General features: G+C 71.2%; 15 protein-coding genes. 8 read left to right on the top strand and 7 right to left on the bottom strand.

The window, feature by feature from the left end; all coding sequences use genetic code 11:
- Positions 1-6 precede the first annotated feature (6 nt).
- The 7 genes from V3W46_RS17490 to V3W46_RS17460 are packed head-to-tail and all read left to right on the top strand — an operon-like array spanning position 7 to position 8,574.
- Entirely contained in the window at positions 7-846 is an 840-nt protein-coding gene (locus V3W46_RS17490; protein WP_331784448.1) for a fumarylacetoacetate hydrolase family protein, read from the top strand.
- Entirely contained in the window at positions 846-2,597 is a 1,752-nt protein-coding gene (locus V3W46_RS17485; protein ID WP_331784422.1) for an FAD-dependent monooxygenase, read from the top strand. Before V3W46_RS17490 ends, V3W46_RS17485 begins: the two co-directional genes overlap by 1 nt.
- The gene (locus tag V3W46_RS17480; RefSeq protein ID WP_331784421.1) at positions 2,594-3,832 is read left to right on the top strand and encodes a DUF3500 domain-containing protein; all 1,239 of its coding nucleotides are present in this window, start codon (positions 2,594-2,596) and stop codon (positions 3,830-3,832) included. Before V3W46_RS17485 ends, V3W46_RS17480 begins: the two co-directional genes overlap by 4 nt.
- Positions 3,829-5,070, top strand: coding sequence for a CaiB/BaiF CoA transferase family protein (locus tag V3W46_RS17475; RefSeq protein ID WP_443070004.1), 1,242 nt, complete (start codon positions 3,829-3,831; stop codon positions 5,068-5,070). The genes V3W46_RS17480 and V3W46_RS17475 overlap by 4 nt, the downstream gene beginning before the upstream one ends.
- Positions 5,052-6,581 carry a carboxyl transferase domain-containing protein gene (locus V3W46_RS17470; RefSeq protein WP_331784419.1) on the top strand — a complete coding sequence of 510 codons (1,530 nt, stop codon included), beginning with the start codon at positions 5,052-5,054 and terminating at the stop codon, positions 6,579-6,581. Before V3W46_RS17475 ends, V3W46_RS17470 begins: the two co-directional genes overlap by 19 nt.
- Positions 6,578-7,507, top strand: a complete 930-nt coding sequence (locus V3W46_RS17465) for an alpha/beta hydrolase (protein ID WP_331784418.1) — start codon at positions 6,578-6,580, stop codon at positions 7,505-7,507. Before V3W46_RS17470 ends, V3W46_RS17465 begins: the two co-directional genes overlap by 4 nt.
- A gap of 14 nt (positions 7,508-7,521) precedes the next feature.
- The gene (locus V3W46_RS17460) at positions 7,522-8,574 is read left to right on the top strand and encodes a quercetin 2,3-dioxygenase (RefSeq protein WP_331784417.1); all 1,053 of its coding nucleotides are present in this window, start codon (positions 7,522-7,524) and stop codon (positions 8,572-8,574) included.
- Positions 8,575-8,630: 56 nt separating this feature from the next.
- Here the strand turns inward: V3W46_RS17460 and V3W46_RS17455 are convergent, their stop codons facing one another.
- From V3W46_RS17455 to V3W46_RS17440, 4 genes are read right to left on the bottom strand one after another with little or no spacing between them, the layout of a single operon-like run.
- Entirely contained in the window at positions 8,631-8,939 is a 309-nt protein-coding gene (locus V3W46_RS17455) for a CHY zinc finger protein (protein WP_331784416.1), read from the bottom strand.
- The gene (locus tag V3W46_RS17450; protein ID WP_331784415.1) at positions 8,939-9,535 is read right to left on the bottom strand and encodes an energy-coupling factor transporter transmembrane component T family protein; all 597 of its coding nucleotides are present in this window, start codon (positions 9,533-9,535) and stop codon (positions 8,939-8,941) included. The genes V3W46_RS17455 and V3W46_RS17450 overlap by 1 nt, the downstream gene beginning before the upstream one ends.
- On the bottom strand, positions 9,529-10,221 hold the full coding sequence (locus tag V3W46_RS17445) for an energy-coupling factor ABC transporter ATP-binding protein (protein WP_331784414.1): 693 nt from the start codon (positions 10,219-10,221) through the stop codon (positions 9,529-9,531). Before V3W46_RS17445 ends, V3W46_RS17450 begins: the two co-directional genes overlap by 7 nt.
- 8 nt (positions 10,222-10,229) lie before the next feature.
- Positions 10,230-10,826: a biotin transporter BioY gene (locus V3W46_RS17440; RefSeq protein ID WP_331784413.1), complete on the bottom strand. Its 597-nt coding sequence runs from the start codon at positions 10,824-10,826 to the stop codon at positions 10,230-10,232.
- A gap of 52 nt (positions 10,827-10,878) precedes the next feature.
- On the opposite strand from V3W46_RS17440, the gene V3W46_RS17435 reads away from it, so the two are divergent.
- On the top strand, positions 10,879-11,538 hold the full coding sequence (locus V3W46_RS17435) for a TetR/AcrR family transcriptional regulator C-terminal domain-containing protein (protein WP_331784412.1): 660 nt from the start codon (positions 10,879-10,881) through the stop codon (positions 11,536-11,538).
- On the opposite strand, the gene V3W46_RS17430 is transcribed toward V3W46_RS17435, so the two are convergent.
- From V3W46_RS17430 to V3W46_RS17420, 3 genes are read right to left on the bottom strand one after another with little or no spacing between them, the layout of a single operon-like run.
- A complete protein-coding gene (locus V3W46_RS17430; RefSeq protein WP_331784411.1) occupies positions 11,476-11,895 on the bottom strand; it encodes a hypothetical protein in 420 nt (139 codons plus the stop codon). The two genes, V3W46_RS17435 and V3W46_RS17430, sit on opposite strands and share 63 nt — an antisense overlap.
- Positions 11,892-12,611: an Asp23/Gls24 family envelope stress response protein gene (locus tag V3W46_RS17425; protein WP_331784410.1), complete on the bottom strand. Its 720-nt coding sequence runs from the start codon at positions 12,609-12,611 to the stop codon at positions 11,892-11,894. Before V3W46_RS17425 ends, V3W46_RS17430 begins: the two co-directional genes overlap by 4 nt.
- Positions 12,608-13,189, bottom strand: coding sequence for an RNA polymerase sigma factor (locus V3W46_RS17420; RefSeq protein ID WP_331784409.1), 582 nt, complete (start codon positions 13,187-13,189; stop codon positions 12,608-12,610). The genes V3W46_RS17425 and V3W46_RS17420 overlap by 4 nt, the downstream gene beginning before the upstream one ends.
- Between the last annotated feature and the right edge of the window lie 45 nt (positions 13,190-13,234).

Below are 13,234 nucleotides of genomic sequence, written 5' to 3'. Positions count from 1 at the left end.
ACCGTGATGAAGTTCATCGGTCTCGACATCGACAAAACCCCCTGGGTCGGCCGGCTCGACGAGGGCGGCGTTCTGCCGCTCGCCACGGTGACCGAGTTCTGGGCGGATGCCCGGGGCTGGCTCGAGCGTGCGGCCACCGCCCCCGGCCAGAGCCTGCCGCGTGACACGGTGAAAGAGATCCCGTTCGTGCCGGCGTCGGCCCGCATCTTCTGCATCGGGCTGAACTACCGGGCGCACGCGGCCGAGGGCGGCTTCACCCCGCCCGAGTTCCCCACCATCTTCGGCCGCTGGACGACATCGCTCTCGGTGACCGATACCGCCGTGCCACTGCCGCTCGGCGAACGCGGTCTCGACTGGGAGGCCGAGGTCGCCGCCTACATCGCCACCCCCGTGTGGAACGTCGACGAGGCCGAGGCCGCAGAGGCGGTCTTCGGCTACTCGACCTTCAACGACCTCACCGCCCGGCGCGCGCAGAAGCTCACCGCTCAGTGGACCCTGGGCAAGAACGCCGACAAGAGCGGCCCCGCCGGGCACCTGGTGTCGGCTGACGAGGTGGGCAGCCTGGCCGACGGCCTGCAGGTGCGCACCCGCGTCAACGGTGTCGAGGTGCAGAACGGCAACACCCGCGACATGATCTTCTCGGTCGAGAACATCATCGCCCTGATCAGCAAGACGATGACCCTGCACCCCGGTGACGTGATCGTCAGCGGCACCCCCGAGGGCGTCGGCTACGTTCGCACGCCGCCGTGGTACCTCGGCGAGGGCGACGTGGTGGAGGTCGAGATCGACCGCCTCGGCACGCTCGTCACGCCCATCGGCGGTGCCGAGGCCCGCGTGGGTGCCTGATGTCTGCTGCCGTGTTCGACCTCGACGCGCTTCCGCCCCACGTGCGGGTGCTCGTCAGCGGCGGCGGCCCGAGCGGGCTGGTCTGTGCGCTCGAACTCGCCCACCGGGGCATCCCGAGCCTGGTCGTCGAACCGCGGGTCGGTGTCGACCCGAACCGGCCGCGGGCGAAGACCACGAACGCCCGCACGATGACGCACCTGCGCCGGCTCGGCCTGGCCGACGCGCTGCGGGCCGCCGCCCCGCTGAGCGCCGACTACTCAGAGACGGTGATCTTCTGCTCGCACCTGCTCGGGTTCGAGGTTCGCCGGTTCGAGCACGCCTTCCAGCTGCACCGCGAGCGCTACGAGCTGCAGCCTGAGGCCGGCCAGCAGGTCGCCCAGCCGATCGTCGAAGAGGTGCTGCGAGCGGCCGTCGTCGCCTCACCGCTCATCACCTTCGCGACGGGCCTGTCGGTGACGTCGGTCGACGGGCGGGCCGTCACGGTGGCCACGCCGGCCAGCACCGAGCCCGGTCGCGCCCGCGAGGTCACCGCCGACTTCATCGTCGGCGCCGACGGCAGCGGCTCGGCGGTGCGGCGCAGCCTCGGCATCGCGCTGCAGGGCGGTTCGGCGGCACGCTCGAACCTCAATGTGCTCTTCCGCTCGCCCGGGCTGGCCGAGCGCGTCGCCCTCGACGATGCGGTGCAGTACTGGGTGATGGCCCCCGGCGCCTCGGGCATCATCGGGCGGGCCGACCTCGACGATACGTGGTGGGCCATCATCCAGGGTGTCGACGTGACGGCACCCGACCTCGACCCCGTGGCGCTCGTTCGCACCATGGTGGGGGCAGATGTGGCGGTCGACGTCATCGCGACCGACCCGTGGACGGCCCGGATGCTGCTGGCCGAGCACTACGGGTCGGGCACCTCTGCCGGCGGCTCGTTCCTCGTCGGCGACGCGGCGCACCTCAACCCTCCGTGGGGCGGCCACGGATTCAACACCTGCGTGGCCGACGCCGTGAACCTGGCGTGGAAGATCGCGGCGGGCATCCAGGGCTGGGCCGGTGAAGCGCTGCTCGACAGCTACGAGCTCGAGCGGCGCCCGGTCGCCGCCCGCACGATCAGTGACGCGGCGAACAACGGCGGCCGGCTCGCGAACGACTTCGCCGACGCCGTTCTCGGAGTCGACTCGGCGGCGGGCGAGGCCCTGCGCGCGGCGGCCCACGACGCGCTCGAGGTGAAGCGCAGCGAGTTCAGCTCTCTCGGCCTGGTGCTCGGCTACTCGTACGCCGACTCGCCGATCGTCGCTCGAGAACCCGGTGCCGCTCCGGCCGAAGACCCGATCACCTACGTGCCGTCGGCCCACCCCGGCATGCTGCTGCCGCACGGTTGGCTCGCCGACGGCCGTTCGGTCTACGACCTGCTCGTCGACACGGGGTTCACCCTGCTCGTCGACGCCCGCACGGCCCTGGATGCCCGGCAGCCGCTCGACGGTCTCGAGTCGCCGCACGGCGTGCCCGTCACCGTCGTCGAGCTCGACGCCCCCGCCCTCTTCGACCTGTGGGGCGCGCCCGCCGTTCTCGTGCGCCCCGACCAGCACGTGGCCTGGCGCGGCAGCTCGCTCGCCGACGTGCCCGCCGCCCTCGACCTTGCCGCCGGCTGGGGCGCTGCAGCCGAACCCGCTGCAGCCGAACCCGGGGCGACCGAAACCGCCGCACCTGAGGCCGCAGCCGCGACCGCGGCACCCGCCCTCACGCACGGAGCCCGCCGATGACCACCTCGAACTTTCGCGACTACGTCTACGCCCCCGACGACCCGCGCGTCGCCGGCATCCGCGGCCTCGACGCCCACGAGTACGCCGAGGCGGTGAAGAGCGACTCGTTCGCCGGACCGATGATCGTGGGCTGGGCCGAGCTGTACCCGAAGCCCTACGTCGGAATCACCACCGACGGACGGATCGTACCCGACCTGTTCGAGCTGCGTGACGAGAACGCACCGGCGACGGCCATGGTCGACGCGGCCATCCGTCTTCTCGAGACGGTCGGCGGCGAGCAGGCGGCCCGTCTGCGGTACCCGCTCGACGCGCACGAGTGGCGCAGCTGGGCGAATCCTGAGTTTCTGCAGCACGACACCGGCCTGCGCCTCGACGAGGTCGACGAGCCCACGGCCGCGGCCATCCTCGCGGTGGTCGAGGCCAGCCTCAGCCCCGAGGGTTACGCCCTCGTGCGCGACCTGATGTACATCAACGGCTACCTCGGCCAGGTGGTCGAGCTGCCGGCCCTGATGAACGATCGCAGCTACAACTTCGCCCTGTTCGGCGATCCCTCGGTCGACGAACCGTGGGGCTGGCACCTGTTCGGCCACCACGTCGCCCTCAACGCCTTGCTGGCCGGCGACCAGCTGGTGCTCTCGCCCGTCTTCCTCGGTGCCGAGCCGAGCTCGGTCGACGACGGGCCGCGCGCCGGCCTGCGGGTGTTCGGCGACCGCATCGCCACCGCCCGAGCGCTGATGGCCGGCCTCGACAGCGGGCTGCGCGACCGCGTGGTCGTGTACGAGCAGATGGTCGACGACGCCATGCCCGCGGGCCGCCTGCACGCCGGCGACGAGCGGCACCTGGGCGGCTGCTTCCAAGACAACCGCGTGGTGCCCTACGAGGGTGTGCAGGTGACCGAGTTCGCACCCGGCCAGCAGCAGCTCGTTCTCGACCTGGTGCGCCAGTTCCTGGCGTTCATGCCCGCCGGTGCTGCCGCCGCCCGGCTGGCCGAGATCGAAGCGCACCTCGACGACACCTGGTTCTCGTGGATCGGCGGGTTCGAGGGCGCCGAACCCTTCTACTTCCGCCTCCAGAGCCCGGTCGCGATGCTCGAACTCGACCACCACACCGGGGTCTTCCTGAGCAACGACGACCCGGGCGACTTTCACATCCACACGGTCATCCGCACACCGAACGCCAACGACTACGGCCGGGCGATCGCGTGGCAGAAGTACGGCAGGCAGGTCACCCGATGACGGATGCCCGCACCGCCGCCCTCACCGACGACACCGCCGCAGACGCTGAGCTGGGCGGCGGCGGCCCGCTCGCCGGCACCCTGGTCATCGACCTCAGCCGCGCCCTCGCCGGACCGCACGGGGCCATGATGCTCGGCGACCTCGGCGCCCGCGTCATCAAGCTCGAGACCCCGGGCGCCGGTGACGACACCCGCGGCTGGGGGCCGCCCTTCGTCGGGCCTGATGACGACCGGCAGGCCACCTACTTCCTCTCCTGCAACCGCAACAAAGAGTCGGTCGCGCTCGACCTGAAGAGCGCCGACGGCGTCGCCCTGCTGACCGACCTGGTGACGCGCGCCGACGTGCTGATCGAGAATTTCCGCACCGGGGTCATGGCACGGCTCGGCTTCTCGAACCAGCGCCTCACCGAGCTCAACCCGCGGTTGGTGGTGCTCTCGATCACCGGTTTCGGGCACGACGGCCCCGAGGGCGGCCGGGCCGGCTACGACCAGATCGTGCAGGGCGAGGCAGGGCTCATGTCCCTCACCGGGTCGGGGCCCGACGACCCGCAGCGCGTCGGCGTGCCGATCGCCGACCTGCTGTCGGGCATCTACGGCGCGACCGGCGTTCTGGCGGCGCTGCTCGAACGGGAGCGCACCGGCCGCGGCCAGATCGTTCGCACGTCGCTACTCGCCTCGGTCGTGGGGGTGCACGCCTTCCAGGGCACCCGGGCGACGGTGGCGGGACAGGTTCCACGCGCCCAGGGCAACCATCACCCGTCGATCGCGCCGTACGGCCTGTTCCACTGCGCGCGTGGCGGCGCCGTGCAGATCAGCCTCGGCAGCGAGGGCCTGTGGCAGAAGTTCTGCGCTCTGTTCGACCTCGACCCGGCCGCACCCGGTTTCGCCACCAACGGCGACCGGGTGGCCAACCGGGCGGCCACCATCGAGCTGGTCGAGCGTGCCTTCGCCCCCTTCGAGGCGGATGCCCTGCTGGCGCTGCTTGAATCGGCCGGCGTTCCCGCCGGCACGGTTCGCACCCTCGACGAGGTCTACGCCTGGAACCAGGTGCGGTCGCAGAACCTGGTCGTGACCGTCGACCACGAGGTACTCGGGCCCATCGAGCTGCCCGGTGCGCCGCTGCGCTTCTTCGACGCGAGCGGCGAGGCCGAGGTCGAGACCACACGCCGCCGGCACACCGCACCGCCCACCCTCGACCAACACGGCGAGGCGGTGCGCGAATGGCTGCACCGGGCGTGACATCGGGGCCGGGCATCCGGCCGGCCCCGCGGCTGACGGCACGCGACCTCATCGAGATCGTGGCCGACGACGGAACCTTCGAGTCGTGGGACGAACCGCCCGTCGACGTGCATCCCGACGCCGAGTACGCCGCCGCGCTGCAGAAGGCCCGCGAGCGCAGCGGGGTCGACGAGTCGGTGCTGACGGGCGCCGCACTCATCCGGGGTCGGCGCGTCGCCCTGCTGGTCAGCGAGTTCACGTTTCTCGCCGGCTCGATCGGGGTCGCCGCCGCCGAGCGGCTGGTGCTCGCCATCGAACGGGCCACCCGCGAGCGGTGTGCGATTCTGGCCGGCCCCGCCTCGGGCGGCACGCGCATGCAAGAGGGCACGATCGCATTTCTCGGCATGGCGAAGATCGCGGCGGCGGTCGCGGCGCACAAAGAGGCCGGCCTGCCCTACCTGGTGTATCTGCGTCACCCGACCACCGGTGGCGTACTCGCCTCGTGGGCGTCGCTCGGGCACGTCACCGTCGCTGAGCCCGGCGCGCTCATCGGCTTTCTGGGCCCGCGGGTCTACGAGGCGCTCTACGGCACTCCGTTTCCCGGCGACGTGCAGACCGCAGAGAACATCTTCCGGCACGGCCTCGTGGATGCCGTACTGCCGCCGCACGCCCTGCCCGGGGTGATCGACCGTGCCCTCAGCGTGCTGCTCGCCCCGCCCGCCGCCGAACCGCCCGCTCTCCCGCAGTCGTTCGACGGCGAGCTCGTCTCGACCTGGGACTCGGTGACCCGGTCGCGCCGCCCCGACCGCCCCGGCGTGCGCGCCCTGCTGCGCGCCGCGGCCACCGACGTGCTGCCGCTGAATGGAACCGCGCAGGGCGAGAACGACCCCGGCCTGCTGCTCGCGCTGGCCCGGTTCGGTGCACAGCCGTGCGTGCTGCTCGGCCACGACCGCCTGCCGAAGCGGTCGAGCGCCCCGCTCGGGCCGGCGGCGCTGCGCGAGGCGCGGCGGGGCATCCGGCTGTCGCAGGAACTCGGCCTTCCGCTCGTCACCGTCATCGACACCCCCGGCGCAGCCCTGTCGCGCGAGGCGGAGGAGGGCGGACTCGCCGGCGAGATCGCCCGCTGCCTCGCCGAGCTGGTAATGCTGAAGAGCGTCACGGTCTCGCTCATTCTCGGCGAGGGCACGGGCGGCGGGGCACTCGCCCTGGTGCCCGCCGACGTGACACTGGCGGCCCAGCACGGCTGGCTCTCGCCGCTGCCGCCCGAGGGTGCCAGCGCGATTCTGCACCGCGACACCACTCACGCGCCCGAGCTCGCGGCGCAGCAGGGCGTCGACTCGGTGGCGATGAAACGGGCCGGAATCGTCGACCTGATCGTTCCCGAACATCCGGATGCCGCCGACGAAGCAGATCGCTTCTCTCGCCGCGCGGGCGCCGCAGTGGAATACTCGCTCGCAAGACTCGCGGCAGAAGAGCCGCACGACCGGTTCGGCCGACGCCTCGAGCGCTACAGAAAGCTGGGACTGTCATGACCGAGTTACTCGATATCGAGTTCGCGCCGGGCCTGCTGCTCGACATCGTGCTGCCAGACGACACCCTGATGCCCCTGCCCGTGATCGTCTGGCTGCACGGCGGCGCATGGCGCATGGGCGACCGCCGGCTCGCGCCCGACCTGCACCGCTACTTCGCCGACAGCGGGTTCGCAATGGTGAGCATCGACTACCGGCTGAGCGGCGAGGCCGTCTTTCCGGCACAGCTGTTCGACGTTCGCACGGCCATCCGCTGGGTGCGCGAGCACGCCGACGACTACGGGTTCGACGGCGATGCGATCGGGTTGTGGGGGTCGTCGGCCGGCGGTCATCTCGGAGCCCTCGCCGGGGTGCTCGGCGGCGTCGCGACGCTGCCCGGTGAGACCCCCTCGGGCACGTCGGCGGCGGTTCAGGCGGTGGTCGACGGCTACGGCGCGGGCGACCTGCTCGCGCCCGACCAGTCGGTGCCGCCCACCGAGGGGCTGCTCGGCGGGCCCGTGGCCGAGCACGAAGAGCTCGCGGTGGCGGCCAGCCCGGCACGCCAGGCGCGCGACGACGCACCGCCCTTTCTGATCATGCACGGGGCGGCCGACCCGCTCGTTCCGGCGAGCCAGAGCGTCGCGCTGTTCGAGGCGCTGGCGGCGCAGGGAGTACCGGCCACGCTGTACGTCATCGAAGGGTTCGGGCACGGGTTCTTCAACCCGGCCGGGTCGAACGAGCTGGCGGGTCCGCCGATCGACGCCGGGCGCCTCGAGGCCGAGCCGAACGCGAGCGCAGAGGTGCTGCGTCACCCGCCGGCGGAGGGCGAGGCGTTCGTTCCGGCATCCTTCGACCTGATCGAGACGTTCCTGCGCGCGCAGCTCGGCCACAGCCGGCCCGTGCAGGCGCACATCGCCATTCCCGCGAACACCATCACCACCGAGAACTGACAGAAAAGGCACCGATGTCTCCCACACCCCCCGCCCCCGTCGTCAACGCCCTGCCCGGAGAGGTGGCGCCCTACGTCATGGCCGCGGGCGAAGGCGCCCGCTACGAGATCGACGCGAAGCTCTACACCGTGATCGCCCGGCCCGACGACACGGGCGGGCTGTTCTCGTCGCACTACGTGTCAGGAGGCCGGGGTGCCGAGGCACCGTTCGCGACCCACGCGAACGAGCACCAGACGGTGGTCGTGTTCGACGGTCTGGTGCAGTTCTGGCTCGGTCAGGATGCCCGCATCCTGGCCCCGGGCGACACCGTGGCCATTCCCGCCGGCACTCCGTTCGCCTACCGCTTTCTGAGCAACTACACCCGGCTGCTGTTCTGGTCGGCAGGCGGAGCGTCGATCGGGCTGCTGCCGAGGGTGGGGCTCGCGGTCGACAGCCACGTGCATCCGGCCCGCGCCAACCGGGTCGTCTCGGTCGACGAACTCGCCGCCGTCGGCCCGGAGTTCGGGGTGCAGTTCGCGTCGCTCGACAAGAGCGAGCCGACGCTGCAGCACGACTCGGAGCGCCCGTCAGGAGTGGTGCCGTTCTACCTGAGCCAGGGCGAGGGTGAGCACACCCGCACGTTCAACCAGCTCAACACATTTCTCTCCCGCGGCGAGAACACCGGGTCTGACTACTTCGCCATGCACACGTCGGGGGCGAAGGCGGGCTACATTCCACTGCACTTCCATCAGCGGCACACCGAGAACTTCCTCTGCCTCGAGGGGCGGCTCTGGTTGTACGTGAACGGTAGAGAGGTGCTGCTCACCAAGGGCGACTTCGTTCACGCGCCGGCCGGCACCATCCACTCGTTCGCGCTCGACTCGAACCACACGCAGATGATCGGCTTTCTCGCGCCGTCGATCTTCGAGAAGTTCTTCGACTACATGAACGAGCCCACGACCGACCCGGTCTACCCCGAGGGCGGCGAGTTCTTCTTTCCGGCCGAGGGCTTCGGGCGGGCGCAGGCCGAGCTCGACCTCGTGGTGGTGGGGCCGCCGCCGGCGCGCGCGACCGCGCTCGACATCTGACAGGCGTCGCGTCGAGGGCAGGCGAAGCGCGATCAGTGTGACGCGCCGAGCGCGGGTCAGGCGAAGTAGAGGTGCGAATGCAGCCGGCAGCCGGGGTTGAAGGCGGCGGCGCAGTGGGGGCAGGCGTCGACCCCGAGGTACTCGGCGATCGTCAGCTCGGTGTGGCACACCCCGCAGAGCACCGCGCGCTCGTTGCGCCGGCCGGCGGGCCAGGTGCGCGCGTCGTGGCCGGCGTTCTCGGCGTGGCACAGATGACAGGGATAGTACTCCCCGCAGCAGGCGAACCTGATGGCGATGACGTCGAGCTCGCTGCGATAGTGCACGCACCGGGTCTGGTCGTCGACGGTCGGGCCGAGCACCCGCATCACGCCACGCCCCGGGCGGTGAGCGCGTCACCCAGCTCGTCGGCGTGCTTCAGCGACACCACCAGAAACGGGATGACGAACGAGCGCACGCCGGCCCGGGCACCCCTGGCGCGCTGGGCCTCGCGCACGCCCACGGCGAGCCGGGTGAGCACAGGAACGGTGGTGATCGCCACGGCCAGCACCAGCGCCACCCGTGCCGGATCGAGTCCGAACCGGCAAAACACGCCCAGCCCGCGCTCGAACGCGTCGAGCAGATCGGCCACGCGGGTCGTCAGCACCAGCAGGGCGGCGATGACGATGGCGGCGACCACCCTCGAGGTGTTCGCAACGGCAGACTCCATCGGCAGAAACAGCACCTGAAAGCCGAAGGTGACCACGATGATCCACCGCACGGCGACGACCTGCCGCCCCAGCTCGGCCAGCCCCAGCCTCGAGAGCAGGTACGCCGCGATCGTGACGGCTGCGGCGATGGCGGCCGAGAGATAGGTCGACGGCAGCAGCGACACTGCCAGCACGATCACGAGCAGCACGAACGCCTTGGGGCCCGCGGGGGCACGGTGCAGCCAGCCGGTGTCGGGGCGGTAGAGCGTCAGCACGCCAGACTCGCTTCGTAGCGCGACACGATGTCGGCGGGGTCGCCGAGGCCGAGCATCCGGCCGTCTTCGAAGAGCACGGCCACGTCGCAGCGCTCGGCCAGCGCCAGGTCGTGGCTGACCAGAACGAGCCGGCGGTCGCTCGGTGCGAGCAGGTGGTCGGCGATCAGGCGACTGTTGCGGGCATCCAGGTAGGCGGTGGGCTCGTCGGCGATCAGCAGCTGCGGTCGGCGGATGACGGCGCCGCAGAGCGCGAGCAGCTGCTTCTGCCCGCCCGAGAGATCGTGCGCGGCCCGGTCGGCGAGCTCGGTCAGGCCGAACTGGTCGAGTGCCTCGCGTACCCTCTCGGCGACCTCGGACCGCGGCAGTCGGGCACTGCGCAGCGAGAACGCGGCGTCTTCGGCGACCGTGGGCATGATGATCTGGGCGTCGGGGTTGCTGAACACGAGGCTCACCAGGCGCCGCAACTGCGTACGCTCGGCCACCGGGTCGACTCCGAGCACCGACAGGCTGCCCGACGTCGGAGCGATCAGGCCGCCGAGCACCCGTGCGAACGTCGACTTGCCCGACCCGTTCGCACCGATCACGGCGATGCGCCGCGCCTCGAGAGTGAGGGTGACCGAGTCGAGGGCCAGGCGGTCGCCGAGGCGCACCGACAGGTCGCTGACCTCGATCGAGTCGGTCGTCATCGATTCGGTCATCGCGACCGGAACGCCCGCGGGTAGGCGCGAACGAGCGTCATCGTGATGACGACGGCGATGACGGCCTTCACGAGGTCGCCCGGCACGAAGACGAGACTCTGCAGAATGGTCTGGCCGAGCGGCAGGCGCAGCACGAAGGCCGAGACGGGCACGCCGATCGCGTAGACCACCAGGATTCCGCCGACCACCACGCCCACGCTCGTACGCAGCCAGGTGAGCCGGCGACGGCCGGCGTGCACGATCGCGCCCACCACGAACGCACCCACCACCCAGCCGACGAGGTAACCGGCGGTCGGACCGGCGAAGACCCCGATGCCGCCGTGACCGCCGGCCAGCAGCGGCAGCCCGAGCGCGACGAGGGCGAGGAAGACCAGCATCGAGAGGGCGCCGCGCCAGGCCCCGAGCACCGCACCGGCGAGCATCACGCCGAGCGTCTGTGCGGTGATCGGCACCGACCCGAACACGGCGAACCCGCCCGGCAGGCCGAGCACAGCGGTGATCGCTGCGAACACGGCGATGCGGGCGATGTCGGTGGCGTCGATGCGCCAGCGGCTCGCCGATTCTCGCGGGGTGGCCTCGAGCTGCGGGGTCATGTCGTGTCTCCTGAACGCTGTTCACCTGAACGGTGTTCACTATAGTGGCATCATGACGACAGCGCACGAGCCGGTGCCGGCGCCGGCCCCTCGATCGGTACGGCACTCCCGCGACGACGTGGCCGAGACCGCCCTGCGCATCCTCGACGAGCACGGTCTGCCCGACCTCACGATGCGCCGCCTCGCGGCCGCCCTCGACGTGCAGCCGAGTGCCCTGTACTGGCACTTTCCGAACAAGCAGACCCTGCTCGCCGAACTCTCCGACCGCATCGCCTCCAGGGGCCGGGCACTGCCCGACACGTCGGCCGACTGGATGCTCGTCACCGCCGCCGAGGCGACCGGCCTGCGTGACGCGCTGCTCACCTACCGCGATGGCGCCGAGGTGGTGTCGAGCAGCTTCGCACTGGGGCTCGGCGCCTCGGTTCCGCTCGAGCGGCTCGAGAACGCCGTGCGCCTCGGCGGGTTCGACGACGAGACCACGAGCCGGGCATCCACTGCCCTGCTGCACTTTGTTCTGGGGCACGTCTCACACGAACAGCAGCGCATGCAGTACGACAGCATGGGGGTGGCCGCCGGCCCCGAGACCCCCGACGACAGCGCGGCCGCGTTCGCATTCGGCGTTCGGCTCTTCGTCGAGGGGCTGCGGCAGCTAGCCGACCATGCCGATGCGAACCGTCACGCGGGCGGTCGGCGCGGCGGCGACGCCGGTTGAGGCCAGATAGTCGGCGATGCGATCGTGGGCGTCGCGGCCCGTCGCCTGTGCGGGGACGGCCGCGTCGACGCCGATGAGCGCCGTCACCCGCAGTTGGCCGCCCGATACCGAGACGGTGACCAGGGGTGGCGCCTGGGCGACGGAGTGCGTGGCCAGAACGGTGCCGACCACGAGGGCGGGCAGCGGGGCGCTCGGGTAGATCGCGGTCACGCCGGGCACCTCGCGCAGCAGGCGTTCGACCGCGACGGCGACACTGTCGGTCATCGCGGTGCTGCCGTCGCGGGTGCCGCCGATCTCGGCGAGGCTCGCCGCGATGCTGCCGGCTGCAGCACTGTCGGCTTCGGTGCTGTCGATCATGACGCCCCCTCTTCGTCGGTGCCCGTCGCGCCGTCGGTGCCCACTGCGCCGCCGGTGCCTGTCGCGCCGTCGGTGCCTGTCGCGCCATCGGGTTCGGCGAGGCGCTGAACATCGTGCACCGTGACGTTGACCGCCGTGATGTTCAGCCGGGTGTGGCGCTGCAGCTCGTCGACGATCGCCAGCTGCACGAGCGCCGCCGTCTCGGCGATGTTCTGGCCCCACAGCACGCTCACGTCGACGTCGATCTCGACCGGCGCCTCTGCCACCGTCACGTCTCCCGCGAATCGGCACCGGCCGATGAACAGGCCGTCGATGCGGTCGCCGGCGCCACGGATGATCGCCCGAACCGCCCCCTCGGTGATCACCAGGCCGCCATCGGCCACGCTGCCGAACAGCGGAATGTCGCGTCCCGCCTGGGCCTGGCTGCCGATCTGGCCGAGCAGGCCCGAGATCCAGCTCTCGTTCACCGGCGGCTGGTCGGCCGTGTCGTCTTCGACGAGCCGGGCGGTCAGGGCGCGCAGCCGGGCGATGGCCGAGAGGGCGATCTGGCAGCCGGCAGACGAGTCGATCGAGGCATCCGGAGGCAGCAGCCCTGCGTCGTAGTAGTCGACGAGGTCGTCGATGGTGTGGCCGGCCAGGTCGGCGCTGCGCAACTGCACGTCGCCGAGCACGAGTACTTCGTCGCCTGGCGTGGCGTCGTCGATGGGGGTGGTCATCGCCATGGCTCCATTCGTGCGATCACGCTCGTGCGGGCCCGGGAGAGCAGGCCGCGCACGGTGCTGGGTGGCAGGTCGAGTTCGTCGGCGATCTGGTCGTAAGAGTATCCCGCGATCTCCTTCATCAGCCAGCACTGACGTTGTCGCTCGGGCAGCGACGCCAGCACCGTCGACAACGCCGACTGCACCGCGTGATGCTCGGCGAGGGCCTCGGGCGACACCGACCGGTCGGCCGTGAGCGCCGGTCGCGTCTCGTCGTCGAGGTCGTCGTGCGGTCGACGGGCACGGATGCGGTCGAGGGCCTTGCGGTTGACCACCCGCAACAGCCAGCTCTTCACCGCGGCCCCGTCGGCCAGCGTCGGCAGCTGCTGCCAGGCCGTGATGAACGCGGCCTGCACCACATCGTCGACCTCGTCAGTCGAACCCAGCAGCCGGGTGGAGTACCCGCGCATCAGCGGTCCGTACCGACGCACGAGCACCTCGAAGGCCGCTACGTCACCGTCGGCCGCGCGACCCGCGAGGGTTCTGTCATCGGCTTCGGCGAGCGACGTGCGCTTCGACGCTGTGAAATCAGCCACCGATATCGCCTCTCGAGAAAACTTCTGCAGCGAGCGTGACGAATC

This window comes from Subtercola sp. YIM 133946, from assembly GCF_036553535.1.
Lineage (GTDB): Bacteria > Actinomycetota > Actinomycetes > Actinomycetales > Microbacteriaceae > Subtercola.
The sequence above is the reverse complement of the archived record's forward strand: the minus strand, read 5'-3'. Positions and strand labels throughout refer to the sequence as shown.